24 protein-coding genes are annotated in these 26,234 nt (G+C 53.6%); 15 read left to right on the top strand and 9 right to left on the bottom strand.

Annotated elements, in window-relative coordinates:
- Nucleotides 1-2: 2 nt before the first annotated feature.
- Nucleotides 3-1,463, top strand: a complete 1,461-nt coding sequence (gene xylB, locus ACUY4Q_RS07565; protein WP_458046434.1) for a xylulokinase — start codon at nt 3-5, stop codon at nt 1,461-1,463.
- A 63-nt stretch (nt 1,464-1,526) separates the two neighbouring features.
- The gene (locus tag ACUY4Q_RS07570; RefSeq protein WP_458046435.1) at nt 1,527-2,801 is read left to right on the top strand and encodes an MFS transporter; all 1,275 of its coding nucleotides are present in this window, start codon (nt 1,527-1,529) and stop codon (nt 2,799-2,801) included.
- Nucleotides 2,802-2,808: 7 nt separating this feature from the next.
- On the opposite strand, the gene ACUY4Q_RS07575 is transcribed toward ACUY4Q_RS07570, so the two are convergent.
- The 5 genes from ACUY4Q_RS07575 to yfcG form a co-directional block, all read right to left on the bottom strand.
- Complete coding sequence (locus ACUY4Q_RS07575; RefSeq protein WP_458046436.1) at nt 2,809-3,390, bottom strand: hypothetical protein; 582 nt, start codon at nt 3,388-3,390, stop codon at nt 2,809-2,811.
- A 6-nt stretch (nt 3,391-3,396) separates the two neighbouring features.
- The gene (locus tag ACUY4Q_RS07580) at nt 3,397-3,897 is read right to left on the bottom strand and encodes a GNAT family N-acetyltransferase (RefSeq protein WP_458046437.1); all 501 of its coding nucleotides are present in this window, start codon (nt 3,895-3,897) and stop codon (nt 3,397-3,399) included.
- Between the two features lie 516 nt (nt 3,898-4,413).
- Complete coding sequence (locus ACUY4Q_RS07585) at nt 4,414-5,307, bottom strand: TIGR01777 family oxidoreductase (RefSeq protein WP_458046438.1); 894 nt, start codon at nt 5,305-5,307, stop codon at nt 4,414-4,416.
- An 18-nt stretch (nt 5,308-5,325) separates the two neighbouring features.
- The gene (gene folX / locus ACUY4Q_RS07590) at nt 5,326-5,688 is read right to left on the bottom strand and encodes a dihydroneopterin triphosphate 2'-epimerase (RefSeq protein ID WP_458046439.1); all 363 of its coding nucleotides are present in this window, start codon (nt 5,686-5,688) and stop codon (nt 5,326-5,328) included.
- A gap of 60 nt (nt 5,689-5,748) precedes the next feature.
- Nucleotides 5,749-6,378, bottom strand: a complete 630-nt coding sequence (gene yfcG / locus ACUY4Q_RS07595; RefSeq protein WP_458047285.1) for a GSH-dependent disulfide bond oxidoreductase — start codon at nt 6,376-6,378, stop codon at nt 5,749-5,751.
- A gap of 131 nt (nt 6,379-6,509) precedes the next feature.
- Here yfcG and yfcF point away from each other — a divergent pair, with 131 nt between their 5' ends.
- The 5 genes from yfcF to ACUY4Q_RS07620 all read left to right on the top strand — a co-directional run bounded on the left by yfcF (nt 6,510) and on the right by ACUY4Q_RS07620 (nt 11,330).
- A complete protein-coding gene (yfcF, locus tag ACUY4Q_RS07600) occupies nt 6,510-7,154 on the top strand; it encodes a glutathione transferase (protein ID WP_458046440.1) in 645 nt (214 codons plus the stop codon).
- A 14-nt stretch (nt 7,155-7,168) separates the two neighbouring features.
- The gene (yfcE, locus tag ACUY4Q_RS07605) at nt 7,169-7,720 is read left to right on the top strand and encodes a phosphodiesterase (protein WP_458046441.1); all 552 of its coding nucleotides are present in this window, start codon (nt 7,169-7,171) and stop codon (nt 7,718-7,720) included.
- Nucleotides 7,721-7,773: 53 nt separating this feature from the next.
- Complete coding sequence (gene yfcD, locus ACUY4Q_RS07610) at nt 7,774-8,319, top strand: NUDIX hydrolase YfcD (RefSeq protein WP_458046442.1); 546 nt, start codon at nt 7,774-7,776, stop codon at nt 8,317-8,319.
- A 146-nt stretch (nt 8,320-8,465) separates the two neighbouring features.
- Nucleotides 8,466-9,524: an AAA family ATPase gene (locus ACUY4Q_RS07615; RefSeq protein ID WP_458046443.1), complete on the top strand. Its 1,059-nt coding sequence runs from the start codon at nt 8,466-8,468 to the stop codon at nt 9,522-9,524.
- A 6-nt stretch (nt 9,525-9,530) separates the two neighbouring features.
- A complete protein-coding gene (locus ACUY4Q_RS07620; RefSeq protein WP_458046444.1) occupies nt 9,531-11,330 on the top strand; it encodes a vWA domain-containing protein in 1,800 nt (599 codons plus the stop codon).
- Between the two features lie 51 nt (nt 11,331-11,381).
- On the opposite strand, the gene pta is transcribed toward ACUY4Q_RS07620, so the two are convergent.
- Together pta and ackA are read right to left on the bottom strand one after the other, a co-directional pair.
- Entirely contained in the window at nt 11,382-13,520 is a 2,139-nt protein-coding gene (gene pta / locus ACUY4Q_RS07625) for a phosphate acetyltransferase (protein WP_458046445.1), read from the bottom strand.
- Nucleotides 13,521-13,594: 74 nt separating this feature from the next.
- Nucleotides 13,595-14,797 carry an acetate kinase gene (gene ackA, locus ACUY4Q_RS07630; RefSeq protein ID WP_458046446.1) on the bottom strand — a complete coding sequence of 401 codons (1,203 nt, stop codon included), beginning with the start codon at nt 14,795-14,797 and terminating at the stop codon, nt 13,595-13,597.
- A 336-nt stretch (nt 14,798-15,133) separates the two neighbouring features.
- Here ackA and yfbV point away from each other — a divergent pair, with 336 nt between their 5' ends.
- The 4 genes from yfbV (at nt 15,134) to ACUY4Q_RS07650 (ending at nt 18,762) form a co-directional block, all read left to right on the top strand.
- Nucleotides 15,134-15,589, top strand: a complete 456-nt coding sequence (gene yfbV, locus ACUY4Q_RS07635; protein WP_458046447.1) for a terminus macrodomain insulation protein YfbV — start codon at nt 15,134-15,136, stop codon at nt 15,587-15,589.
- A gap of 86 nt (nt 15,590-15,675) precedes the next feature.
- Nucleotides 15,676-16,170 (top strand): YfbU family protein, encoded by a 495-nt coding sequence (locus ACUY4Q_RS07640; RefSeq protein ID WP_458046448.1) that lies wholly within the window; start codon nt 15,676-15,678, stop codon nt 16,168-16,170.
- Entirely contained in the window at nt 16,163-16,840 is a 678-nt protein-coding gene (locus ACUY4Q_RS07645; RefSeq protein ID WP_458046449.1) for a sugar phosphatase, read from the top strand. Before ACUY4Q_RS07640 ends, ACUY4Q_RS07645 begins: the two co-directional genes overlap by 8 nt.
- 89 nt (nt 16,841-16,929) lie before the next feature.
- Entirely contained in the window at nt 16,930-18,762 is a 1,833-nt protein-coding gene (locus ACUY4Q_RS07650; RefSeq protein ID WP_458046450.1) for an SLC13 family permease, read from the top strand.
- A 36-nt stretch (nt 18,763-18,798) separates the two neighbouring features.
- Here the strand turns inward: ACUY4Q_RS07650 and yfbR are convergent, their stop codons facing one another.
- Nucleotides 18,799-19,398, bottom strand: a complete 600-nt coding sequence (gene yfbR, locus ACUY4Q_RS07655) for a 5'-deoxynucleotidase (protein WP_458046451.1) — start codon at nt 19,396-19,398, stop codon at nt 18,799-18,801.
- 80 nt (nt 19,399-19,478) lie between these two features.
- Complete coding sequence (alaA, locus tag ACUY4Q_RS07660; protein WP_458046452.1) at nt 19,479-20,693, bottom strand: alanine transaminase AlaA; 1,215 nt, start codon at nt 20,691-20,693, stop codon at nt 19,479-19,481.
- Between the two features lie 947 nt (nt 20,694-21,640).
- On the opposite strand from alaA, the gene lrhA reads away from it, so the two are divergent.
- The 4 genes from lrhA to nuoC all read left to right on the top strand — a co-directional run bounded on the left by lrhA (nt 21,641) and on the right by nuoC (nt 26,232).
- Entirely contained in the window at nt 21,641-22,579 is a 939-nt protein-coding gene (gene lrhA / locus ACUY4Q_RS07665) for a transcriptional regulator LrhA (protein WP_458046453.1), read from the top strand.
- A gap of 625 nt (nt 22,580-23,204) precedes the next feature.
- The gene (gene nuoA, locus ACUY4Q_RS07670) at nt 23,205-23,648 is read left to right on the top strand and encodes an NADH-quinone oxidoreductase subunit NuoA (protein WP_458046454.1); all 444 of its coding nucleotides are present in this window, start codon (nt 23,205-23,207) and stop codon (nt 23,646-23,648) included.
- Between the two features lie 15 nt (nt 23,649-23,663).
- Nucleotides 23,664-24,338, top strand: a complete 675-nt coding sequence (gene nuoB / locus ACUY4Q_RS07675; RefSeq protein ID WP_437430714.1) for an NADH-quinone oxidoreductase subunit NuoB — start codon at nt 23,664-23,666, stop codon at nt 24,336-24,338.
- 91 nt (nt 24,339-24,429) lie between these two features.
- The gene (gene nuoC, locus ACUY4Q_RS07680; RefSeq protein WP_458046455.1) at nt 24,430-26,232 is read left to right on the top strand and encodes an NADH-quinone oxidoreductase subunit C/D; all 1,803 of its coding nucleotides are present in this window, start codon (nt 24,430-24,432) and stop codon (nt 26,230-26,232) included.
- Nucleotides 26,233-26,234 lie beyond the last annotated feature (2 nt).

The following is a 26,234-nucleotide window of genomic DNA, read 5'->3' on the forward strand; positions in this document are numbered from 1 at the left end:
CTATGTATCTCGGCATCGATATTGGAACCTCTGAATTAAAAGCGCTGCTGATAGACACGGAAGGGACGATTGTGGGCTCCGCCCATGCCGCACTGACCGTGCAGCGCCCGCATCCGCACTGGGCAGAGCAGGACCCGCAAGCCTGGTGGCAGGCCTGCGGGCGTGTGGTAGCCGAACTGCGTCAGCAACATCCGCAGCAGTGGGCTGCCATACGGGCGATTGGCCTGTCAGGCCAGATGCACGGCGCGGTGCTGCTCGACAACGAGAGCCAGGTTTTGCGCCCGTGTATTTTATGGAATGACACCCGTAGCGCCGCAGAATGTGCGTGGCTGAGTGAGCATCACCCGCAAATGATGACCCTCAGCGGCAACATGATCATGCCGGGCTTTACCGCGCCCAAGCTGGTGTGGGTGGCCCGCCACGAGCCGGAGATTTTTACCCGTGTCGCCAAAGTCCTGCTGCCGAAAGACTACCTGCGCTGGCGCCTTACCGGGGAGTTTGTGAGCGATCCGTCCGATGCTGCCGGCACCCTGTGGCTGGACGTGGCAAAACGTGACTGGTCAGACGAACTGCTGGCGATGACCGATCTCAACCGCAGCCAGATGCCTGCGCTGGTGGAGGGCAGTGAATCAAGCGGAACACTACGCGCAGCGCTTGCCACGGAGTGGGGCTTAAGCTCGTCGGTCGTGGTGGCGGGCGGTGGGGGGGATAACGCCACCTCAGCGGTGGGCGTCGGGGCAGTCGCGCCGGGCGATGCGTTTATTTCGCTCGGCACCTCCGGGGTGATTTTCGTGGTCAACGATGCGCTGCAAGCTGACCCGGACTCTGGCGTACATGCCTTCTGCCACGCGTTGCCGGGGCGCTGGCACCAGATGAGCGTGATGCTGAGCGCGGCCAGCTGTCTGCGCTGGGCCTGCAATCTGCTTTCGGTGACTGAAAGTCAACTGATGGAAGAGATTGCCCAACTCACTGATGACGAACTGAAGCGCGCACCGGTCTTTCTGCCCTATCTGTCCGGTGAACGCACGCCGCACAACGATCCGCTGGCGGCGGGGAGCTTTTTTAACCTGCGCCATGAAACCAGCCGCGCGCTGCTGGGTTACGCGGTGATCGAAGGGGTGACCTTCGGCCTGGCAGATGGCCTGAATGTGCTGGGCAACGCCAACATTACCCAGTGCAGCCTGACGGGCGGCGGCGCACGCAGCACCGTCTGGGCGCAATTGATTGCCGATGTGCTGAACATCCCGATGGTGACCCATCCGGCAAGTTCTTCGGGCGCGCTGGGTGCCGCACGCCTGGCGTGGCTGGCTGACGGCGGCGATGAGCGCGACGTTTGCCGCAAACCGCCGGTGGTCGCTCGCTACACGCCACAGCCTGAACGGGCGGAGTGGCTGGCAAAACGTCTGGCCCTGTTCCGCCTGCTTTATTCACAACAACAGGTCGCGCGCACGCTACTGCCGTAATCCTCATGCCCCGGCTTTTAACCACGCCGGGGCGCCTCTCCCGGCTTAGAAAGGAAGATTGTTATGCAATCGAATGAATACTGGTTTGGCTTACCGAAAAAACTGCTCTGGGGATTTGTCGCCATTGCGATTTTTATGGCTGGCGACGGCTTTGAAATGGCTTTCCTGTCTAAACACATCACCGATATGGGCTTTACGCCTGCCCAGTCCGCGCTGGTCTTCACGCTGTATGGTTTTGCCGCAGCGCTGGCGGCATGGGCTTCCGGCGTGGTGGCGGAACTCATTACGCCGCAGCGAGCCATGACCATCGGATTTATTTTGTGGATCATTATGCACGCCCTGTTTATGTCGATGGGGCTGGGGATGCGTAACTACCCGCTGATGCTGCTGTTTTATGGCATCCGTGGCCTGGCCTATCCGCTCTTTATTTACTCGTTTATGTTGATGCTGGTGCAGGTGCTGCCACGCCCTAATCTGGCGGCAGCCACCGGCTGGTTCTGGGCCATGTACTCGGTTGGCATCGGCGTGGTGGGCAGCTACCTGCCGAGCCTGACTATCCCGGTGTTTGGTGAAACGGGCACCCTGTGGTTTGCCATCGTTTGGGTCGCCTGTGGCGGACTGTTGGCGTATTTCAGTCTGCGCAACGTGCCGGTGGATCGCTCGCGCGTTAATCTGCCGCTGCGCGATAAAATGACCGAACTTTCCCGGGCAGGCACCATTCTGTTTACCAACCGCGACATCTTCTACGCCTGCCTTATTCGTATCATCAATACGCTGTCGCTGTTTGGTTTTGCCATCGTGATGCCGCTGCTGTTTGTCGACCGACTCGGCTTTAGCATTTCCGAATGGCTGCAAATCTGGGCAGTGTTCTTCTTCGTCACCATCTTCACCAATATCTTCTGGGGAATTGCCGGGGAGTACATTGGCTGGATACGTCAGGTACGCTGGTTTGGTTGCCTGGGGATGGCGATCTCCAGCCTGACCTTCTATTACCTGCCGGTCTATGCGGGACATAACTTCGCGGTGGCGCTGATTCCGGCGGTGATGCTGGGGATCTTTGTCGCGGCCTTTGTGCCGATGACCGCCGTCTTCCCGACCCTTGAACCGCACCACAAAGGCGCTGCGGTCTCGATTTACAATCTCTCAGCGGGGATGAGTAACTTTGTTGCTCCGGCTATCGCGTCGGCACTGCTGCCCTTCTTTGATATTGTGGGCGTGGTCTGGGCCTACACCGGGCTGTACATCTTTGCCGGGGTACTGACCTTTATCATCAAGGTGCCGCAGCCCAAACGCGTCCCGCAAAACCGGGCGGCAAAAGAGGTTGAACAGCGCGTGTAAGCAAGGTTCAGAAAGCTTTCCATGGCGATCGCGTGTTATCTGCAAGAAGGTAGCGGTAGCGCAGGTAGCGAGCGCCATGGGCATTCATCAGCTTCTCCACCTCGACCTTGCGCGAACCCGGTGGAACATTGCTCTCCTGCACGCAAAAAAACATCGAGCGTCGCAGTTCATCATCATAAAAACGCATCCCCGTTTTACAGCTGCTAAAGCGGGAGGTGGACGGCCCGGGATGTTCCAGGGAGAAGGATACTTCGCGGCTGGCCTTTTCCGTGGCCGTCAGCCTTACCCAGCTCTCTGGCGTTTGCCACAGGGTGAGGGTGACCATCAGCACCGTGGAAAAAAACGTTTTGAAGAGGGTGAAAGGGTCGCCTGCTGAGAGGCTTCCGCGCATGAGCTGACGCCAGGCGACAAACAGGCCTGCCGCACTGGCGACGGTGATAATCACCAGGGTGTCTGGCGCACCGTCCTCAAGGTATGTTCTCCGGCTGAAGAAGAGGGTCGAAATCATCCAACCTAACCACAGGGCCAGTAGCGTCAGAATAGTGATCTTCAGCCTCTTGTGGGCGTCGAAATAGTACGTCCTTGTCATTGTCTGCTATGCCTCTTTTTCCAGCCGATAAACCCAGTCGTCATACGCCACGCCGTTTAAGCTGAAGGCCTTTTCCAGCACCTGCACACGCCTGAATCCGAGCTTTTCGAGCACCCTGACCGACCCCAGATTCTCCGCCAGCACCCAGGCATTCAGCGCGGTGACGCTGGTGTGATGAAAGGCGTAATCCCGCACCGCCGTCAGGGCTTCGCTGGCATAGCCTTTTCCCTGGGCAAAAGGGGCGATGGAATACCCGACATCCGCCTCCTGCGCGTTTTGCGTACTGATTTGCAGACCAACATCGCCCAGCGCTTCACCTGTTTTATCGCGAATGATAAGGGCATGCTTGTCATTAAGACGGCCGGTAAACAGGGTTTGAACGTCGAACTCACTCGCAATGCTACCCATAAAACGCATGATGTCCGGGCTCTGGCGCAGGGCGAGGAAAAAAGGCCAGTCGGCCTCGGTAAAGGGGGAGAGCGTCAGGCGCGGGGTGCTTAATATCATTAAATGTGCAGTCCTTCCGGTGAACAGCGTTGTAGCTTAGCACCGGAAGGGCTGAGGGATCCTCACAAAATAATACGAGCACGGACAGTCCCCTCTCCTCTTTGGGGAGAGGGCAAGGGTGAGGGGAAACATGCGGCTCTGGTGGTCATTCCGTTCCCCTTATGTTCCTTGCTTTTCTGTCACGCCAGAATCTGTGAACGTGCCAGGGTGGTTCACCGCCACCACCCTGGCGACCCGGGCTCCCGGCCAGGAAAATCGCCGCTGGAGCGGTCCACTACGCATATTCCTCCAGGCTTATCGGGGACGGGCGAAGGTAACGTCCGTGTAAAGCCGCCCTCGCCGCGCATCCCTGCGCGTCGCCCCGGCCTTGCGGATACGCTTCGTCGATTTTCAGCCGGACCCAGTCATCGCTTTAACAGTTGTGTTCTCATGGCGCAGTGTTATCGCTACAAAACGTAATATTACTGGGGATTCCTCAGCCGGAAGGGGGCGGGTAAAGACCTCAAATTGGGTGGGTTACCCTGCCACGTCGTGCAGCGCTTCTTCCAGATCAAACCAGCGGAAGGCGAAACCTGACGCTTCCAGCCGTTTAGGGAGCGCACGCTGACCGCCGAGCACCAGTACGGCGGATTCCCCCATCATCAGACGCACGGCGGTAGCCGGTGCGCGCAGGATCGCCGGACGCTTCAGCACGTGGCCGAGTGCGTGAGCAAACTGTTCGTTGCGCACCGGGTAGGGCGATACCATATTAAACGGGCCACGCAAATCGTTATTGAGCAACCAGATGATGCCGTTGGCCATATCATCGATGTGGATCCACGCCATATACTGGCGACCGTTGCCCACCGGACCGCCCAGGCCCAGGCGAAACAGCGGCAGCATTTTACCGAGGATGCCCCCTTTAGGCGCAAAGACCACCCCGGTGCGCAGCAGGCATACGCGGGTACGATCGCTTTGCGCACCGCAGGCAATTTGCTCCCAGCGAGCACAGAGCTTATGGGTAAATTCGTTGTGCGGGGGATCGTCCTCGCTCACCACTACCTCACCTAAATCGCCGTAATAGCCGACAGCCGAGCCGGAAATCAGCACCTGTGGCGGCGTGTCACTGGCGCGAATGAGCTCCACCAGTTTTTGGGTTATTGACCAGCGACTCTCACACAAGCGTTGCTTTTGTTGTTCCGTCCAGCGTTTATCGGCAATTGGCTCACCTGCCAGATTAATCACCGCGCTAAAATCATTGAGGTTGCTCAGTGCATCCAGCCCCTTGAGGACGGTGACACCGGGGCCCAGCGCGTGTTGCGCTTTCGCCGGGTTGCGCGTCACCACCGTGACGGCATGACCCAGTTCCTGTAATCGTGGGATGAGAAAACGGCCAATCAGGCCGGTGCCGCCGGTCATCAAAATCTTCATGCAACCTCCTGGTTGCGCTTAACGTTGCCAGCGCAGGGTCATTGATACCGAGTCGGCATAACGCAGCGCGTGAAGTTTATCTATCTCTACTTCAGCATAGGTGACCCAGTGATGTTCGCGTGCGATATCCAACACATCCTGGGTTAATTTTTCCAGTAAAGAGAAGCGGTTATTCTCGACATACTGAATAATGCTCTTGGTGAGGGTGCGGTAATTCAGGGCATCGTTGATATCTTCGCTGGCGCGAGCCTTGTCGGCAGGATAATGAATCATGACATTGATAACGATATCCTGGCGGTTAACGATCTCCTCCTCTTTAATGCCAATAAACGTGCGCAGGCGCAGGTTCTTAATCCGAATGATGGCGTCTGGTTGTGACATGACAAATTTCCTGAACGTGGCGAATGAACGGATGATACACGAGGTCATCCGCCGCGTTTGTCAGATCTGCTGTGCTTTCAGCATTGCGCGTTCCGTTGCCGGACGTGTCCGAACCCGTTCGAACCAGTTGTGCACGGCGGGGTAGTTATCCAGGGCGATACGCTGGCGGCGGTGGGCATTAATCCACGGCCACGCGGAGATATCCGCAATGCTGTAGTGTTCACCCGCAAGCCAGGGGGCTGTCTCCAGCCGCTTGTTTAACACGCCGTAAAGACGCTGAGTCTCAACCTGATAACGTTCGATGGCGTAAGGAATGGGCTGAGGGGCAACATTGTTGAAATGGTGATTCTGTCCAAGCATCGGCCCAAGCCCCCCTACCTGCCAGAACAGCCATTGCAGCGTGGTGTGCCGCTCACGCAGCTCACCGCTGAGCAACTTTCCGCTCTTTTCAGCAAGGTAAAGCAGAATCGCACCGGACTCGAACAGATTAATCGGCGGGCCACCGTCCACCGGGGCATGGTCAATAATGGCGGGGATTTTGTTATTCGGCGAAATGGTCAAAAATTCCGGGCGGAACTGTTCGCCTTTGCTGATATCAACGCGAATCAGACGGCAGGCCAGCTCGGCCTCTTCCAGAAATAGAAGGATTTTCTGACCATTGGGGGTGGGGGCGAAAAAGAGATCTATCATCATGACTCCCGTTTCTCGGGTTATTCTCTCTTAGAGTATAGGCCTTACATACCCTGTGTGAGTTTTCATCAAGTGACAGCCTTAACAAGACGTTATATTTTGTTGGAAAACCTAATCATTGAGAGGATGTCATGAGCGAACCGGCAATAACCTTGTGGTCAGATTCGGATTTTTTCTCCCCTTATGTGATGGCTGTTTTCGTCGCGCTGCATGAAAAGGGCCTGCCTTTTTCGCTTAAAACCGTCGACCTCGACAAAGGGGAAAACAAGCAAACGCACTGGCAAGGCTACACCCTGACGCGCCGCGTGCCGGTACTGGATATTGACGGTTTTACGCTCAGCGAATCGTCGGCGATTACAGAATATCTGGAAGAGCGTTTCGCCCCGCCCGAGTATGAGCGTATCTACCCCCACGACCTGCAAAAACGTGCCCGGGCTCGTCAAATTCAGGCGTGGATCCGCAGTGACCTGATGCCGATTCGCGAAGAGCGCGGGACAGATGTTATTTTTGCCGGTGCGAAAAAAGCGCCCCTGTCCGCCGAGGGGCGTGAGGCAGCCGCCAAACTCAGCGCCATTGCGGGAGAGCTTCTTTCCCATGGCAAACCCAATCTGTTTGGCGAATGGTGCATTGCCGATGCTGACCTTGCGCTGATGATTAACCGGCTGGTGATGCACGGCGACGAAGTACCGGAACTGTTGGCCAATTATGCCACCTTCCAGTGGCAACGTTCTTCGGTGCAACGTTATGTGGCGCTCTCAGCAAAACGCGCGAGTTAATACAAGGAATGACAATGAAACTGATGTTCGCATCAGACATCCACGGTTCGCTTCCCGCCGCCGAACGCGTGCTGGCGCTATTTGCCCAAAGCGGGGCGCAGTGGCTGGTGCTCCTTGGCGATCTCCTTTATCACGGTCCGCGTAATGCGCTACCGGAAGGGTACAATCCGGCACAAGTAGCAGAGCGGCTGAATGATTATGCCGCTCGCATTATTGCCGTGCGCGGTAACTGCGACAGTGAGGTGGACCAGATGCTGTTGCACTTTCCCATTACCGCCCCTTGGCAGCAGGTGCTGCTGCCCACTCGCCGACTTTTTTTGACCCACGGTCATCTGTTTGGCCCGGATAACCTGCCGGCGCTGGCGGAGGGTGACGTGCTGGTCTATGGTCATACTCATCTGCCTGTTGCAGAAAAACGGGGAGAGATTTTCCACTTTAATCCCGGCTCCGTTAGCATCCCGAAAGGGGGCTTTGCGGCAAGCTATGGGATGCTGGATGAAGGATTACTGAGCATAAAGGCACTCAATGATAATCGGGTTATTGCACAGGTCGCGATTAATCCGTAATTTACCGTTCAACTAAAAACGCGCCATAAGAGCGCCATGAAGAGACATTCCTGATGGTGGAACAGAATCATTTAGCAGACACGGAGTGGGTGGATATAGTTAGCGAGGATAACGAGGTCATTGCCCAGGCTACCCGCCAGCAAATGCGCGCGCAGTGCCTGCGTCATCGTGCGACCTACATTGTTGTGCACGACGGCATGGGGAAGATCCTGGTTCAGCGCCGGACTGAAACCAAAGATTTTATGCCGGGCATGCTCGATTGCACCGCAGGGGGAGTGGTTCAGGCTGATGAAATCTTGCTTGAGTCCGCACGCCGTGAAGCAGAAGAAGAACTTGGCATAGCCGGTGTGCCTTTTGCTGAACATGGTGTGTTCTACTATGAAGACGAACATTGCCGGGTGTGGGGCGGGTTGTTCAGCTGCGTCTCCCACGGGCCGTTTGCGCTTCAGGAAGAAGAGGTGAGTGAAGTGTTCTGGATGACCCCGGAAGAGATCACCGCCCGCTGCGACGAATTTACGTCGGATTCACTGAAAGCGCTGGCGCTGTGGATGAGCCGTAATGCCAGCAACAGTGTTGAAAAGGCTGAAGAGACCGAGTAACGTTGTTGCTTCTGCCGTATCGAAAACCAGTCTTCCAGTACCTGACTGGTTTTTTTGTTTTAGCGCCAGCCCGCTTGATCGTTTTGTCCTCGAATTTTTGAACCCGCCTGGAGTACAGCCTCAACCATTTAGCAAAAAGGAATTTTATGCTTTCAGCTATTCAGCTCACCTCGGATGATACGTTTAATTTTCTTCTCAATGTTGCTATCACCCGACCTGTTTTTTTATGGGGCGCACCAGGCATTGGTAAGAGTGCGCTGGTAAAACGCTTTGCCGACGAAGTCGGTATGGAGTGCGTTTCACTCCTTGGCAGCCAACTGGCACCGGAAGATTTGTTGGGTATTCCGCAGATTGATGGGAATTGCTCGCGTTTCTTCCCGCCTGCCAATATCGTTCGCGACCAGCCCTTTGTCCTCTTCCTTGATGAGCTCAACGCCTCTTCCCACGAGATACAAAAAGCCTTCTACTCCTTAATTCTTGAGCAGCGCATCGGTGAGTATCGCCTGCCGGAAGGCACCATTGTGATTGGTGCAGGTAACCGCGCAAAAGATACCGCCATTGTTAAACCGATGCCTTCTGCGCTGATTAACCGCATGGTGCATGTTCATTTACGTGCCGATCATCGGCAATGGCTGAACTGGGCGATCAATGTGGCGGGGATACACCCGTGGGTCGTGCATTACATCCAGTTGCGCCCCGACCAACTCTGGAACGAACCACCGAAGCATGAAGAGCCGTTCTCGACGCCGCGTAGCTGGCATATGCTTTCCGATGCGCTTCACTCGTTTGGGGAAGATATTCAGGACGAAATGTTAGAAGCGCTCATTTATGGTCTGCTTTCGCCCGCCCACGCCGGCAGTTTTAAAGGCTTTATCAAACAAATCCGCCAGAAGCACACCATCACCGCAATATTAAAAGGCGATGCCACCTGGCCAGACGATCCTGCCGACCGTGATGTGCTCTATTTTCTGGCGCAATCGTTCCGTTCGCACCTATTTAAAGAGCTGCCGGAGAATGAAAAATCGCTTCGTGCAGAACATACCCAGCTCGCCATGCGTGCAAAAGACGTTTTAAAAAGCCTTGCGCGGATAAGCGTCGAGATAGCGCAATCGGTCATGAGCGAAGATGAAAATGGCAAGAAGCTACCGGCCTGGTTCCTGCTGGAGGTTGCACGCGATCTTCCTCGTCTGGCCGCGAGAGGGTAGCTGATAATGCGCAAAGCAGGTCGAAACCCGGCGCTGGAAGCCTGCAACGCCGGTCTTCAACTAATCAAACAACACGCACTGTTTGCCCCGATTTATTCCCATGTTTATGACCGTATTGATACGGAACATCGCTATGTCTCCTCCCGTGGCTGGCTTGCCATCAGCAACCGGGGCTATTTGTGGCTGAATGCGAAGCGGCATGCTACCCCGGAACAATGGGCGCGAATGATTGCTCAGGCGCTGGTTGCGCTGGGGTTTGGTTATATTGTCCCACGGGCTCAGAAGGAAACCTGGGAGCTGGCGGTGCTGGTGGCGTCCATGCGATTTTGCGAGGCCCTGAAAATTGGCCCTCTGCCCGATGAATTACAATCTTTCCCATTTCCTGAGGGGGGGCTAACTGACGCAGAAGGCGTGTTTCGTCAGTTGAACGATGAAGGCGTTTCGCGTGAGTTGTCGCAATGGCGAGCTATCTATGGCGGTGGGGACGATTACTTTATCTATGAGTCTGAACCCTCTCATCCACGCGGCGTGACCTGGCAGGAATTGTTAGCTGATGGGCTCAGCAACAGCGTCAGTGATGCACTGGACAAAGTGGGGAGCTATCAGCAGCAGCGCAGCGGCACTAAGCGTATCACTTTAGCGCAGAAGGCCCGGCGGCAAATAATGACGCTTTACCCGCTACTGGGTGCGCTGGCGGCCAGCTTTGACATTGAAGAAGATGCGCAGTTATGCAGCCAGTACGATATCGCGGTCGCTGCGATTGATGTCGGCGTGGGAAAGATTTGGATCAACCCCACCGCACGTCTGAACGCCGCTGAAATGCTGTTTGTTTTTGCCCACGAACTGCTTCACGCCGGGCTGAATCATGCATCACGACGCCGTGGGCGGGATGCAGAATTATGGAACGTAGCCTGCGATTTTATTATCAATGACTGGCTTATCGAGATGCAGATTGGCACCCCTCCGGCAATCGGGCTGCTTTATGACCCACAATTTTCCGCGATGTCTGCTGAAGAGATTTATGATTTTCTGGCACAGGACATGCGTAAAGCCCGTAAGCTCATTACGCTTCGCGGGCGCGCAGGCGGCGATATCATTGGTGAGATGGGGGACAATCGCTTTACTGATGCGGAAGCTTACTGCAGACGTGCGCTTTATCAGGGTATGGATCGTTGCCTCTATGGCAGCGCACGCGGCACGTTGCCCGCAGGGTTAATCGAAGAGATCAGAAGCCTCGCTCAGCCTCCGGTGCCCTGGGATGTCTCGCTTGCCGAATGGTTTGATGAACATTTCCCCCCACCCGAACGCCAGCGCTCCTGGGCTCGCCCGTCCCGTCGGCAAAGTGCAACACCCGATATCCCGCGAGCAGCGATAAGAAACCCCACCGAAGAAGAGCAACGTTCGCGTGTGTTTGGCGTGGTACTGGATACCTCCGGTTCAATGGATCCCAGGCTGCTGGGGAAGGCGTTGGGGGCGATCGCCAGCTATGCGCTGTCTCGCGACGTTTTCGCCGTGCGCTTAATCTGTTGTGACGCCAAAGCGTACGATAGAGGCTGGGTGCGTCCTGAGGATATGGTCCACCACTTCACCCTGCAGGGGCGCGGGGGAACCCTGCTGCAACCAGGTATTGATCTGCTGGACACGATGTCGCTTCGGGGAGATTTTCCACGTGGTGGTCCGGTACTGATGATTACTGACGGTTACTGCGAGGATCATGTTTCAGTGAAAATGGAGCATGCATGGTTAATACCCCAGGGGAATCGCTTACCTTTTGTCCCACGAGGTAACGTATTTTATCTGAGCTGACAATAAAAAAGGCCCCTGTAAACAGGGGCCTTATGCATCGGCAATAAAAGATTACTGCTGAGAAGACTGAATCGCAGTCAGGGCGATGGTGTAAACGATATCGTCAACCAGCGCGCCACGGGACAGGTCGTTAACCGGTTTGCGCATGCCTTGCAGCATCGGCCCAATGGAAATCAGGTCGGCAGAACGCTGTACCGCTTTGTAAGTGGTGTTACCGGTGTTCAGATCCGGGAAGATGAACACGGTAGCGCGACCTGCAACCGGAGAGTTCGGCGCTTTGGATTTCGCAACGTCAGCCATAACTGCGGCGTCGTACTGCAACGGACCGTCGATAACCAGGTCCGGACGTTTTTCCTGAGCGATACGGGTTGCTTCACGCACTTTCTCAACGTCGCTACCTGCACCAGAGTTACCGGTGGAGTAGGAGAGCATTGCCACGCGGGGCTCGATACCGAAAGCAATCGCGGAGTCAGCGGACTGAATCGCGATTTCTGCCAGCTGTTCTGCCGTTGGATCCGGGTTAATCGCGCAGTCACCGTACACGTAAACCTGTTCCGGCAGCAGCATGAAGAACACTGAAGAAACCAGAGAGCTACCCGGTGCGGTTTTGATCAACTGCAGCGGCGGACGAATGGTGTTCGCAGTGGTATGAACCGCACCGGAAACCAGACCATCAACTTCGTCCTGCTCAAGCATCAGGGTACCCAGAACAACGTTGTCTTCCAGTTGTTCACGCGCTACCGCTTCGGTCATGCCTTTGCTCTTACGCAGTTCAACCAGACGCGCCACGTAGCTTTCACGTACTACTTCCGGGTCAACGATTTCGATGCCGGTGCCCAGTTCAACACCTTGTGCTGCGGCAACGCGGTTGATCTCTTCCGGGTTACCCAGCAGTACGCAGGTGGCGATACCGCGTTCAGCACAGATAGCGGCCGCTTTAACGGTACGCGGTTCGTCGCCTTCCGGCAGAACAACGCGTTTACCGGCTTTACGGGCAAGCTCAGTCAACTGATAACGGAAGGCAGGCGGAGAGAGACGACGGCTACGCTCAGAGGTCGCGGTCAGGGACTCAATCCAGTCAGCATTGATGTAGCTTGCCACGTATTCCTGAACTTTCTCAATACGCTGATGGTCATCAACCGGTACTTCCAGGTTGAAGCTCTGCAGGCTCAGGGAGGTCTGCCAGGTGTTGGTGTCAACCATGAAGACCGGCAGGCCAGTCGCGAATGCACGCTCACACAGCTTGCTGACGCGCGGGTCCATTTCATAGGCACCGGTCAGCAGGATGGCACCGATTTCTACGCCGTTCATCGCCGCCAGGCAGGCAGCGACTAATACGTCAGGACGATCGGCAGAGGTCACCAGCAGGGAGCCTGCACGGAAGTGTTCCAGCATGTGCGGAATGCTACGCGCACAGAAGGTCACTGACTTCACGCGACGGGTGTTAATTTCGCCTTCGTTAACGATGGTCGCGTTCAGGTGACGCGCCATGTCGATTGCGCGAGTGGCAATCAGGTCGAAGCTCCACGGTACCGCGCCCAGTACAGGCAGCGGGCTGGATGCTGTCAGGTTCGCGGCATCAACTTTAATGATTTTCGCTTTGGAAGAGTCATCAAAGATTTCAGACAGGTCAGGGCGCGTACGGCCCTGATCGTCAACCGGTGCGTTCAGTTTGTTAACGATTACGCCGGTGATGTTGGTGTTCTTCGCGCCGCCGAAGCTGCTGCGGGTCAGTTCGATACGCTCTTTCAGCTGTTCCTGAGTATCGGTGCCCTGAGACATTACAAACACGATTTCCGCGTTCAGGGTTTTGGCGATTTCAAAGTTCAGTGATTGTGCGAACTGGTGCTTACGGGTCGGGACCAGGCCTTCAACCAGTACCACTTCAGCGTCTTTGCTGTTCTCATGGTAGCGTGCGACGATCTCTTCCATCAGCACGTCTTTCTGGTTGCTGGACAGCAGAGACTCAACGTAGCTCATCTTCAACGGTTCTGCAGCAGGCAGGCCGGAGTTGGTGCGTACGATGGTGGTGGTCTGGTCTGGCGCATCGCCGCCCGCGCGTGGCTGGGCGATAGGTTTAAAGACGCTCAGACGAACGCCTTTGCGTTCCATAGCACGGATAACGCCAAGGCTGACGCTGGTCAGACCGACGCTGGTTCCGGTAGGGATCAGCATAATAATACGGGACACGGTTAATCCTCTTCGTTACCGTCATTTCTGACGGGTTACAAAACAGCACCGCCAGCTAAGCTGGCGGTGTGTAATCAGGCAGTCAGACGGCTCGCGTCCTGCGCGATGACCAGTTCTTCGTTAGTCGGGATAACGATAGCTGGGCGGGTACCTTCTTTGTTGATGAAGCCAGACTTACCGAAACGGGCAGCCAGGTTACGTTCGTGATCAACATCGAAGCCCAGAACGCCCAGTTTACCCAGAGACAGCTCACGCACCATGGCTGCGTTCTCACCGATACCACCGGTGAAGATCACCGCATCCAGACGACCGTCCATCAGCGCAGTGTAAGAGCCAATGTATTTCGCCAGACGGTGGCAGTAAACGTCCATTGCACGTTTAGCGTCTGCTTTTTCCTGGTAGTTATCTTCTACATAACGGCAGTCGCTGGTGACTTCGGTCAGACCCAGCAGGCCAGACTCTTTGGTCAGCATTTTGTTGATAGCTTCAACGCTCATGCCCAGAGTGTCATGCAGGTGGAAAATGATAGCCGGGTCGATATCACCAGAACGGGTACCCATTACCAGGCCTTCCAGCGGGGTCAGACCCATGGAGGTATCAACACATTCGCCGTTACGGATGGCCGAAACAGAACCGCCGTTACCCAGGTGACAGGTAATGATGTTCAGTTCGTTAACCGGCTTATTCAGGACTTTTGCGGCTTCCTGAGTGACATAGAAGTGGCTGGTGCCATGTGCGCCATAACGACGAACGCCGTGCTCTTTGTACAGGTTGTACGGCAGAGCATAAAGGTAAGATTCTTCCGGCATGGTGGTGTGGAACGCGGTGTCGAACACTGCAACGTTTTTGTCTTTCAGATTCGGGAAAGATTTCAGTGCTTCGGCGATACCGATCAGGTGAGCCGGGTTGTGCAGCGGTGCAAATGAGGCTGCATCTTTAATGCCCTGGATCACGGAGTCGTCGATGATCACGGAGCTGGTGTATTTTTCGCCGCCGTGCACGATACGGTGACCGATCGCGGTGAGTTGTGCGGACAGTTCTGGTTTTTGTGCCAGAATAGTGTTAACGATAAAGTTCAGCGCTTCGCTGTGAGCGGCACCTGCACCTAAAGCCGCTTCTTGTTTACCGCCGTCAATTTTCCATTTGATACGTGCTTCAGGAAGATGGAAACATTCGGCTAAACCAGAAAGGAACTCTTCACCGTTGGCGGCATCAATGATGGCGAATTTCAGTGAGGAGCTACCGCAGTTCAGAACCAGTACTAACTTACTCGACATGGAAGTACCTATTTATGGATACGTGGCTAAAAAAACGTCAGTGAGTCTCTCAGCGTAGCGCATGATGAGGCTGACATTTATGATTAACATCATGCCGGACAAACTTTCTGGCACAATGAAAGAATACTTAAGATTTTATGCCATTTTGCTCAAATTACAGACAATGGCATAATGGGCACAAATTTGACGACTGAGCTGACCTCGTCTACGGCCCAATAAGGCTGGCACAGGATACCTGATACGAAGTCCAATTGACAAAAAATTTTAACGTTGTCATAGACAGTTGTTGTTTTGCACAATTTTTTTAATTTTTATATGTGAAGTTGAGGTAAAGCCATGTCCAATTCAGAAAATCACCCTGTAAATTTTTTTGGACTGTTTCGCCGGGGACAGCAGTATTCAAAGACCTGGCCTATGGATAAACGCCTCGCACCGATATTCGTTGAAGGTCGGGTCATCCGCGCCACTCGCTACGCTATCCGTTTTATGCCACCCGTCGCGGTGTTCACCCTGTGTTGGCAAATTGCACTCGGCGGTCAGCTCGGCCCGGCCATCGCCACCGCGCTTTTTGCGCTAAGCCTGCCGATGCAGGGATTGTGGTGGTTGGGTAAACGCTCTGTCACGCCGCTGCCTCCTTCTATATTGCAGTGGTTCTACGAAGTACGTGGGAAACTGCAAGAGGCGGGGCAGGCACTCGCACCGGTCGAAGGTAAGCCCGATTATCAGGCATTAGCTGACACGCTTAAGCGCGCCTTCAAACAACTGGATAAAACTTTCCTTGATGATTTGTAATTGCACCCGGATTACGCATATAAAAGAAGGCACATAGATTATGTGCCTCTTTTTTTATTGCACCGATGTGCCACAGGAGCTTAACGATGGAAATGACCAATGCCCAACGACTGATTTTATCGAATCAGTACAAAATGATGACGATGATGGATCCCGCCAATGCGGAGCGCTACCGTCGTCTGCAAACCATCATTGAGCGTGGTTATGGTTTGCAAATGCGTGAACTGGACAGAGAGTTCGGTGAGCTGAAAGAAGAAACCTGCCGCATCGTTATCGATATCATGGAAATGTACCATGCGTTGCATGTCTCCTGGGCCAACCTGAAAGACGCACAGACTATTGATGAACGCCGTGTGACCTTCCTCGGCTTTGATGCCGCTACGGAGGCGCGCTATCTGGGCTACGTCCGTTTTATGGTCAATATTGAAGGGCGCTATACCCACTTTGACGCCGGCACACATGGTTTTAATGCCCAGACGCCAATGTGGGATAAGTATCAGCGCATGCTCAGCGTCTGGCACTCCTGCCCGCGTCAGTATCATCTGAGCGCCAATGAGATCAATCAGATCAGTAATGCCTAAGGAGCTTCACGTGCAGTGCAAAGGATTTTTGTTTGACCTCGATGGCACGCTGGTGAATTCCCTACCGGTGGTGGAGCGTTCCTGGTGCGAATGGGCAGACCGCTTTGGTATTGCCCATGACGAGGTGCTCAATTTTATTCATGGCAAACAAGCCATCACCTCGTTACGTCACTTCATGCCGGGCAAATCTGAAGCAGAAATCCAGGCGGAATTTACCCGTCTGGAAGCCATTGAAGCCAAAGATACCGATGGGGTTGTCGCCTTACCGGGCGCAGTAGAGTTGCTTAATCATTTGAATGACCTCGAGATTCCCTGGGCAATAGTGACCTCCGGTTCCGTCCCCGTGGCCCATGCCCGTCATCGTGCTGGCGGCCTGCCGATGCCGGAGGTGTTTGTGACGGCCGAACAGGTGGCGCGTGGGAAACCCGAACCGGACGCGTATTTACTGGGCGCGAAGCTGCTCGGTCTGGCGCCGGAAGCGTGTGTGGTGGTGGAAGATGCATCCGCAGGGGTGCTCTCGGGGCTGGCAGCGAACTGCCATGTCATTGCCGTCAACGTTCCAGACGATTCACCGCGCCTGGACGAGGTTGACTATGTCCTCACCCGCCTTGATGAAGTGACGGTGACGCGGCAAGAGGACGGTCAGGTCCTTGTGACCCGAAAAGAGTGACCTGAAAAGAGTGACACATGATTTAGCCCCGCATTGACGGGGCTTTTTTATGGCATGATTCATCTCCCCATTGAAAACAAGGAAACGTTGTGAACGGTGAGCTGATTTGGGTCCTGTGCCTGTTAATGATTGCAGTGGTGCTTTTTGCCACAGGCAAAGTGCGAATGGATGCGGTGGCTTTACTGGTCATCGTGGCGTTTATCCTGAGTGGTACCCTGACAATGACGGAAGCCTTGTCCGGCTTTAGCGATCCCAATGTCATTCTGATTGGCGCACTGTTTATTATTGGCGAAGGACTGGTACGCACCGGTGTAGCGACCAGCATGGGGTCCTGGCTGGTGAAAATGGCGGGCAGCAGTGAAGTCAAAATGCTGGTGCTACTGATGCTCACCGTGGCGGGGCTCGGTGCCTTTATGAGTTCAACCGGCGTGGTGGCTATCTTTATTCCGGTGGTACTGAGCGTGTCGATGCGGATGAAAATTTCGCCCTCGCGCTTAATGATGCCGCTGAGCTTCGCCGGGCTTATCAGCGGAATGATGACGCTGGTGGCCACCCCCCCTAATCTGGTGATTAACAGTGAACTCCTGCGTGAAGGGCTTGAGGGGTTTAGCTTTTTCAGCGTAACGCCGCTCGGGCTGGTCATTCTTGTCATGGGCATCCTTTATATGCTGCTGATGCGATTCATGCTGAAAGGGGAGAAGGAGGAACATCAGCGCGATGGCTGGAAGCGACGCACGTTCCGCGATCTGATTAAAGAGTATCACCTGACCGGGCGTGCCCGCCGTCTGGCGATTCGGCCAGGGTCTCCGCTGATTGGTCAACGTCTGGATGACCTGAAACTGCGCGAGCGGTACGGTGCCAACGTTATTGGTCTTGAACGCTGGCGGCGATTTCGTCGGGTGATCGTCAACGTCAATGGGGTGTCGGAGTTTCGAGCGCGCGACGTGTTGCTGATTGATATGTCCGCAGCCGATGTCGATTTACGCGAATTCTGTGCAGAGCAATTGCTGGAGCCAATGATTCTGCGCGGAGAGTACTTCTCCGATCAGGCGTTGGATGTCGGTATGGCGGAAGTCTCACCGATGCCGGAATCGGAAATGCTTGGCAAGACCGTTCGTGAGATTGGCTTTCGTAGCCGCTACGGTGTAAACGTTGTGGGTTTCAAGCGTGACGGAGTGGCAAAATCCGGCGTGGTGGTGGACGAACCCCTGCAGCTTGGCGATATCATTCTGGTCGTCGGCAGTTGGAAACTGATTGGTCAGTTGAGCCAGACCGGGCGCGATTTTCTGGTACTCAATATGCCCGTTGAGGAGAGTGCCGTTTCACCCGCCCACAGCCAGGCACCGCATGCGGTATTTTGCCTGGTTCTGATGGTCGCACTGATGTTGACTGATGAAATCCCTAACCCGGTGGCCGCGATCGTAGCCTGCCTGCTGATGGGCAAATTCCGTTGCATTGATGCTGAAAGCGCCTACAAAGCCATTCACTGGCCCAGTATTATTCTGATCGTCGGGATGATGCCTTTTGCTCTGGCGCTACAGAAAACGGGCGGTGTCGATCTGGTGGTCAAAGGCCTGCTGGAATTTGGGGGAGGATACGGACCCTATATGATGATGATCTGCCTGTTTGCAATGTGTTCGACCATTGGGCTGTTCATTTCCAATACGGCAACGGCGGTGTTAATGGCTCCTATTGCGCTGGCGACGGCAAAATCAATGGGCGTTTCGCCTTACCCCTTTGCAATGGTGGTAGCGATGGCGGCCTCGGCTGCATTTATGACACCGGTTTCCTCACCGGTAAATACTCTGGTACTGGGGCCGGGGCATTACCAGTTTAGCGATTTTGTTAAAATGGGGGTGCCGTTTACGGTGCTGGTGATGGTGGTTTGTGTGCTACTTATCCCGGTGCTTTTCCCGTTTTGATTTCCCTCTTCGCAGGAAGAGGGAAATGATATGCAGTTACAGCGGAGAATCCTGACTTATTTCGTCGAGCGATAAATGAAAGCTCGGCACAAAGACCTGCATGAAATAGTCCATTTCCTGGCTGCGTCTGGCTTCGAGCGTCTTTTCCAGGCGGCTTTTGGCGAGGCGGAATTCATTATTACCGGCAGACAATTCTTCAAGACATTTCAGGTATGCGCACAGGGCGTCTGCTTGTTTAACGATCAATTTTTCTTCAGCGCTGTAATTATGCTCATCAATTAACGGAGAGAATATATCGCGCAACTCCTCAGGCACCATTTCCACCAGCTTTTGCTGGGCGATTTTTTCAATGGCTTTGTATTCCTGGGCTATCTGCGAGTTAAAGTATTTCACCGGGGTGGGTAAATCGCCGGTAAGGACTTCAGACGCATCGTGGTACATCGCCAGCAGAGCAATACGTTCTGCATTGAGGTTACCGCCAAATTTACGATTTTTAATGGCGGCTAACGCATGGGCGACCATCGCGACCTGAAGACTATGCTCGGAAACGTTCTCGGTGCGAACATTACGCATCAATGGCCAGCGGTTGATAAGTTTAAGGCGAGATAAGTGCGCGAAGAAGTGACTCTGACTCATAGTTGACCTTGTCTGTAACAGCGACGGTAGGCCATTGTGCGCAGACCAGGGGGGAAGATGCAAATCTTCCCCCGACAGGATTACTGATGGTACCCGGACAAGAAACGATCAAAGCGCGTGATGGCCATTTCCAGATCGTCAATACGCGGTAAGGTGACAATACGCACATGATCCGGCCACGGCCAGTTGAACGCAGTACCTTGTACCAGAAGCACTTTTTCCTGAAGCAGAAAATCCAGCACCATTTTCTGATCGTCGTGAATGTTGAAACGCTTGGCATCAATTTTCGGGAACATGTACAGCGCCCCTTGCGGTTTCACACAGGAAACCCCCGGGATCTCATTGAGCAACTCCCAGGCGCGATTACGTTGTTCATACAGACGTCCGCCGGGCACAATGAATTCGCTGATGCTTTGATAACCACCAATCGCCGTCTGAATGGCGTGCTGTGCCGGAACGTTGGCACACAGGCGCATGGAGGCCAGCATTTCCAGACCTTCTATATACCCTTTGGCATGTTTCTTCGGTCCACTCAACACCATCCAGCCCTGACGGAAACCGGCAACACGATACGTTTTGGACAAACCGTTAAACGTGATGGTGAACAGGTCAGGTGCCAGCGTGGCGATAGAATGATGCTCTGCCGCATCGTAAAGGATTTTGTCGTAGATCTCGTCGGCAAAAATAATGAGGTTATGCTGACGTGCTATCTCAACGATTTCCATCAACAACGCTTTGGAGTAGACCGCACCGGTCGGGTTGTTAGGGTTGATGATGACGATGCCACGGGTACGCGGAGTGATTTTGGCACGAATATCGTCCAGGTCCGGGAACCAGCCCGCAGACTCATCACACAGATAGTGCACGGCTTTGCCGCTCGACAGCGACACGGCAGCCGTCCAGAGCGGATAATCGGGAGCCGGAACCAGCATCTCATCGCCGCTGTTTAACAGCGCCTGCATAGACTGCACGATGAGTTCAGAAACGCCGTTACCAATATAGATGTCTTCAACGGTGACGTCGCGCATGCCACGCGCCTGGTAATGCTGCATGATGGCTTTGCGCGCGGAGTAGAGTCCTTTAGAGTCGCAATAGCCCTGAGCCGTGGGTAAATTGCGAATTACATCGACCAGAATTTCATCTGGCGCGTCGAAGCCGAAGGGGGCGGGGTTACCGATGTTAAGTTTAAGAACTTTATTGCCTTCTTCTTCGAGACGCTTCGCCTCTTTAAGAACCGGACCGCGGATGTCGTAACAGACGTTATCTAACTTGCTGGATTTTTCGATGGAGGACATGAACGTTAAACCTTTTAGCTGTGAATGCCACTCCCTGCCGTGGAAGTCAGCACCGAATAATGTACTCCCACAGCGGCAGGTTTTGAAGGGTCGACAGAAGAAGATTTTGTCTTAAGCCCATCACATTTCACGTTTTTTAAACTGGATTTGGTGCGTAAACCTCTATCTTTTTAGGCTAAAACACTGTAATTCAGTGATTACATTCAGTATCTAAATTTTGTTGCGAATTTTATGCTAAAAAGGTTCTGGCATTCCGTATCTGCGCGAATCCTGGCGATACTATGATTTTGGCTTCTGAAAAGCCCGGTTAAAGAGGCGAGAAGGGGAAGTAAGAAATCCTCACACCGAAACGTCTGCTCTGTAAGAGCATTGTTAAGTATTATTAATAGATGCCGTAATTTGATTCTTAGGTATATTTAATATTGAGAATGGTTACGATGACTAACTCTAATATTATTAAAATTAAGTAGCTCGCGAGATAATTTTATGCATCAGATTAATCGCAATAGTGCTTATAAATATAATTTTTTTAGGTTAAAATGCCGATCGGAAATGGTCCAAAAGAGAGCCCCCGCTTGCTTTGTGGACTATCTCTATATATTACTCGTTTGTTATTACTTTTTTTGACCCCCGGTTAGCCATATCTATTGGCTGTATAAGACACGTCAGTCATCTGCGGCTGATAATGTTGCAAAAAAATGCTTTTTCCTTAAAAGGATTAACAAGTATTCATATGGTTTATATATTCGAAAGGAATGGGCGCACGCAAAATAAAGTTGTTGCGTTCTCCGTGCCGCAAACGGCGAACGATAAACGCCAGAACTTTCAGCCAGGTTGATCGGGGCCATAACTCTGCTGGATGCACATTTAAAAGGGAATTGCTTAAATCTTACGCGCACAGCATAAACCGGGGTAACTCCGAGTGAGGAACCCGTAAGTGAAAAATTATGATAAATGCAAATCGTCCGATACTGAATCTCGACCTCGATCTGCTGAGAACCTTCGTTGCGGTCGCTGATCTGAACACGTTTGCTGCAGCTGCCGCTGCAGTTTGTCGCACCCAGTCTGCGGTCAGTCAACAAATGCAGCGGCTGGAGCAATTGGTCGGAAAGGAGCTTTTTGCCCGTCATGGTCGTAATAAGCTGTTAACCGAACACGGCATTCAGTTACTGGGCTATGCCCGAAAGATTTTACGCTTCAATGATGAAGCCTGTACGTCTCTGTTATTCAGTAACCTTCAGGGGGTGCTAACCCTTGGTGCTTCTGATGAATCGGCAGATACCATCCTGCCTTTTTTGCTCAATCGTATTAGCTCGGTTTATCCCAAACTGGCGTTGGATGTCCGGGTTAAACGTAATCCTCTTGCTGATGACAGGGCACAAGAAGATGATTTTGATCTCATTGTTACCACCCATCGGCCGGTGCATTACGACTGTCTGACGTTGCGCACGTCTCCCACTCACTGGTACTGCTCTGCGGAGTTTGTTCTTCAGAAAGGAGAGGCGATTCCTTTAGTCTTGTTGGATGAGCCCAGCCCATTCCGCGATATGATCATGAATGCCCTGAATATGGCAGAGATCCCCTGGCGTGTAGCCTATGTTGCGTCGACACTGTCTGCAGTCAAGGCTGCCGTGAAGGCAGGATTAGGTATCACCGCGCGCCCCGTTGAGATGATGAGTCCGGATCTGCGCGTGCTGGGCAAATCTGATGGTTTGCCGGGTCTTCCGGAAACGGAATATCTGCTCTGCCTGAATACCCAGAGTCAGAACGAACTGGCGCAGGTGATTTTTCAGGCGATGGAACACTACCAGAATCCGTGGCACTACGGCGCAGGTGCTACCGAAGGGGGAGACGACTCACTCGTCCCAGAGGGAGATTTTGGCTGAGGTTGAGGCCAAAAACTGGTAACAAATTGTAAATGTAAAAAATGAGCCGCTGACAACAGAATTGCTGTCATCGGTTCGTTTTTCACACGATTCTGCAAATATAATACAGATTTTCTCTAAAATAACGCTTTGAATCATAGGGTTATTAAGAGTGTCTCCACAATCCCCCCGCATGTTCTATAGTTTTTAGTGATACTGCTGCATGTTAAAAATCTAGCCGTTTTGTTGCCGTTTTTAGTGATGAATTAACAAAAGCGTGTCTCAGATCAAGAAAATACTCCCACAGAGGGGGAGGAATCCGTGCAAAATCCTGTCAAAATAAGAGGGTAATATTTGTAAAATCTCACAACGGACACGATTCAACACCCTAAAAGATCATGGGCTTCGTCGAGGTTGAACCAGGAAAACGGCATTTAATGTTAATGAATTGCTGCCGATGTAAACTAATGTGAGGAAACTTTTGTTAAAGTTGACAAAAGGTTATAGAAAGGAGTAAAAACCCACATCGTTTGGCCGACTTTGTCAAATTCTTACTTAACGTGTGGTTTTATTCCTCCCCATGAATCGATGTAGCGCCATCTGCCGAGAAGAGCAGAGCATTAAGCGCTACCTTTTGAGCTAAGCAATGCGTATGTCAACATCCACTGAAATCATCGCTCATCACTGGGCGTTCGCAATCTTTCTTATTGTCGCAATTGGCCTGTGCTGCCTGATGTTGATCGGCGGCTGGTATCTCGGCGGTCGCGCACGCGCAAGGCACAAAAACGTTCCTTTCGAATCGGGTATCGATTCGGTCGGCACCGCACGCCTGCGCCTGTCCGCTAAGTTCTATCTGGTGGCCATGTTCTTCGTCATCTTCGACGTGGAAGCGCTTTACCTGTACGCATGGTCAACCTCCATTCGTGAGAGTGGCTGGGTTGGTTTTGTCGAAGCCGCAATTTTCATTTTAGTGCTGCTGGCTGGTCTTTTTTATCTGGTGCGAATCGGTGCGCTGGACTGGACGCCGTCGCGTTCACGTCGTGAACGAATCAACCCTGAGACTAGCAGCTACACTAATCGTCAACGCTAACCGCGAGGCAATAAGATGGATTATACGCTCACCCGCATAGATCCCAACGGTGAGAACGACCGTTACCCCCTGCAAAAACAGGAGATCGTAACCGACCCCCTGGAACAAGAAGTTAACAAAAGCGTGTACATGGGCAAGCTCGAGAATGCCTTGCACGACATGGTTAACTGGGGCCGCAAAAACTCAATCTGGCCTTATAACTTCGGCTTGTCCTGCTGTTATGTCGAGATGGTCACCTCATTTACCGCCGTGCACGACGTTGCGCGTTTCGGTGCTGAGGTATTGCGTGCTTCCCCGCGTCAGGCTGACCTGATGGTGGTCGCAGGGACCTGCTTTACTAAAATGGCACCGGTTATTCAGCGTTTGTATGACCAGATGCTGGAGCCGAAATGGGTTATCTCCATGGGCGCATGTGCCAACTCCGGTGGGATGTATGACATCTACTCGGTCGTGCAGGGCGTTGATAAATTTATCCCCGTGGATGTGTACATTCCGGGATGCCCGCCGCGTCCGGAAGCCTATATGCAGGCGCTGATGCTGTTACAGGAATCGATCGGAAAAGAACGTCGCCCGCTGTCGTGGGTTGTTGGCGATCAGGGTGTTTACCGCGCCAATATGCAGTCGGAACGCGACCGCAAACGCGGCGAGCGCATTGCAGTAACCAATCTGCGTACGCCTGACGAGATTTAATTTGCGCCTGCGGGCTATGGCATAAATTCTTCGCATTTTAATAATCAACTAACGCGAAGCCATACCTGACAGTCACCACGGAAATTTTGCAATGGTGAACAATATGACTGACTTAACTGCGCAAGAAGCCACATGGCAGACCCGCGATCACCTTGATGATCCGGTCATTGGCGAGCTGCGCAACCGTTTTGGGCCGGATGCCTTTACCGTTCAGGCGACCCGCACCGGGGTGCCGGTTGTTTGGGTGAAGCGCGAACAGTTACTGGAAGTTGTCGATTTCCTTAAGAAATTGCCAAAACCTTACGTCATGCTGTTTGACTTACACGGCATGGACGAACGTCTGCGTACGCACCGTCACGGTTTACCCGCGGCGGATTTTTCCGTTTTCTACCACCTGATCTCAATAGACCGCAATACGGATATCATGCTCAAGGTGGCATTGTCTGAAAACGACATGCATCTGCCGACGATTACCAAACTTTTCCCGAACGCGAACTGGTATGAGCGTGAGACCTGGGAAATGTTTGGCATGACCTTCGACGGCCACCCACATCTGACGCGCATCATGATGCCGCAGACCTGGACAGGCCACCCGCTGCGTAAAGACTACCCGGCGCGCGCGACCGAATTCGACCCGTTTGAGCTGACCAAGGCCAAACAGGATCTGGAAATGGAAGCGTTGACCTTCAAACCCGAAGACTGGGGTATGAAACGCAGCACCGATAACGAGGACTTCATGTTCCTCAACCTCGGTCCTAACCACCCCTCTGCGCACGGTGCATTCCGTATTATTCTCCAGCTTGATGGCGAGGAGATTGTCGACTGCGTACCGGATATCGGCTACCACCACCGTGGTGCTGAGAAGATGGGCGAGCGTCAGTCCTGGCACAGTTACATTCCGTACACCGACCGTATCGAGTACCTCGGCGGCTGCGTGAACGAGATGCCTTACGTGCTGGCGGTAGAGAAACTGGCAGGCATTACCACCCCGGATCGCGTCAATGTGATTCGCGTGATGCTGTCGGAACTGTTCCGTATCAACAGCCACTTGCTCTATATCTCCACGTTCATTCAGGACGTGGGCGCGATGACCCCGGTCTTCTTCGCCTTTACCGATCGTCAGAAAATTTACGATCTGGTGGAAGCCATTACCGGCTTCCGTATGCACCCGGCCTGGTTCCGTATCGGCGGTGTGGCACACGATCTGCCGCGTGGCTGGGATCGCCTGCTGCGTGAATTCCTCGACTGGATGCCGAAGCGTCTGGCTTCTTACGAGAAAGCCGCGCTGCGTAACTCCATTCTGAAAGGGCGTTCTCAGGGTGTTGCCGCCTATGGCGCGAAAGAAGCGCTGGAGTGGGGCACCACCGGTGCGGGCCTGCGTGCTACCGGGATCGACTTCGACGTGCGTAAAGCGCGTCCGTACTCTGGCTACGAGAACTTTGACTTTGAAATCCCGGTGGGCGGTGGCGTTTCCGACTGCTACACCCGTGTGATGCTGAAAGTGGAAGAACTGCGCCAGAGTCTGCGCATCCTTGAGCAGTGCCTCTACAATATGCCGGAAGGCCCGTTCAAAGCGGATCACCCGCTGACCACGCCGCCGCCGAAAGAGCGCACGCTGCAACATATCGAAACCCTGATCACGCACTTCCTGCAGGTTTCCTGGGGCCCGGTTATGCCGGCCAACGAATCCTTCCAGATGATTGAAGCGACCAAGGGTATCAACAGTTACTACCTGACCAGTGACGGCAGCACCATGAGCTATCGTACCCGTGTACGTACGCCAAGCTTCCCGCACCTGCAGCAGATCCCGTCCGCCATTCGCGGCAGTCTGGTCTCCGACCTGATTGTGTATCTGGGTAGTATCGATTTTGTTATGTCAGATGTGGACCGCTAATT

Source organism: Phytobacter cepae, from assembly GCF_054165735.1.

Bases quoted from the DNA above. Each gene is read 5' to 3' on its own strand.
- xylB (WP_458046434.1), top strand. From the start codon at position 3: ATGTATCTCGGCATCGATATTGGAACCTCTGAATTAAAAGCGCTGCTG.
- ACUY4Q_RS07570 (WP_458046435.1), top strand. From the start codon at position 1,527: ATGCAATCGAATGAATACTGGTTTGGCTTACCGAAAAAACTGCTCTGG.
- ACUY4Q_RS07575 (WP_458046436.1), bottom strand. From the start codon at position 3,390: ATGACAAGGACGTACTATTTCGACGCCCACAAGAGGCTGAAGATCACT.
- ACUY4Q_RS07580 (WP_458046437.1), bottom strand. From the start codon at position 3,897: ATGATATTAAGCACCCCGCGCCTGACGCTCTCCCCCTTTACCGAGGCC.
- ACUY4Q_RS07585 (WP_458046438.1), bottom strand. From the start codon at position 5,307: ATGAAGATTTTGATGACCGGCGGCACCGGCCTGATTGGCCGTTTTCTC.
- folX (WP_458046439.1), bottom strand. From the start codon at position 5,688: ATGTCACAACCAGACGCCATCATTCGGATTAAGAACCTGCGCCTGCGC.
- yfcG (WP_458047285.1), bottom strand. From the start codon at position 6,378: ATGATAGATCTCTTTTTCGCCCCCACCCCCAATGGTCAGAAAATCCTT.
- yfcF (WP_458046440.1), top strand. From the start codon at position 6,510: ATGAGCGAACCGGCAATAACCTTGTGGTCAGATTCGGATTTTTTCTCC.
- yfcE (WP_458046441.1), top strand. From the start codon at position 7,169: ATGAAACTGATGTTCGCATCAGACATCCACGGTTCGCTTCCCGCCGCC.
- yfcD (WP_458046442.1), top strand. From the start codon at position 7,774: ATGGTGGAACAGAATCATTTAGCAGACACGGAGTGGGTGGATATAGTT.
- ACUY4Q_RS07615 (WP_458046443.1), top strand. From the start codon at position 8,466: ATGCTTTCAGCTATTCAGCTCACCTCGGATGATACGTTTAATTTTCTT.
- ACUY4Q_RS07620 (WP_458046444.1), top strand. From the start codon at position 9,531: ATGCGCAAAGCAGGTCGAAACCCGGCGCTGGAAGCCTGCAACGCCGGT.
- ackA (WP_458046446.1), bottom strand. From the start codon at position 14,797: ATGTCGAGTAAGTTAGTACTGGTTCTGAACTGCGGTAGCTCCTCACTG.
- yfbV (WP_458046447.1), top strand. From the start codon at position 15,134: ATGTCCAATTCAGAAAATCACCCTGTAAATTTTTTTGGACTGTTTCGC.
- ACUY4Q_RS07640 (WP_458046448.1), top strand. From the start codon at position 15,676: ATGGAAATGACCAATGCCCAACGACTGATTTTATCGAATCAGTACAAA.
- ACUY4Q_RS07645 (WP_458046449.1), top strand. From the start codon at position 16,163: ATGCCTAAGGAGCTTCACGTGCAGTGCAAAGGATTTTTGTTTGACCTC.
- yfbR (WP_458046451.1), bottom strand. From the start codon at position 19,398: ATGAGTCAGAGTCACTTCTTCGCGCACTTATCTCGCCTTAAACTTATC.
- alaA (WP_458046452.1), bottom strand. From the start codon at position 20,693: ATGTCCTCCATCGAAAAATCCAGCAAGTTAGATAACGTCTGTTACGAC.
- lrhA (WP_458046453.1), top strand. From the start codon at position 21,641: ATGATAAATGCAAATCGTCCGATACTGAATCTCGACCTCGATCTGCTG.
- nuoA (WP_458046454.1), top strand. From the start codon at position 23,205: ATGCGTATGTCAACATCCACTGAAATCATCGCTCATCACTGGGCGTTC.
- nuoB (WP_437430714.1), top strand. From the start codon at position 23,664: ATGGATTATACGCTCACCCGCATAGATCCCAACGGTGAGAACGACCGT.
- nuoC (WP_458046455.1), top strand. From the start codon at position 24,430: ATGGTGAACAATATGACTGACTTAACTGCGCAAGAAGCCACATGGCAG.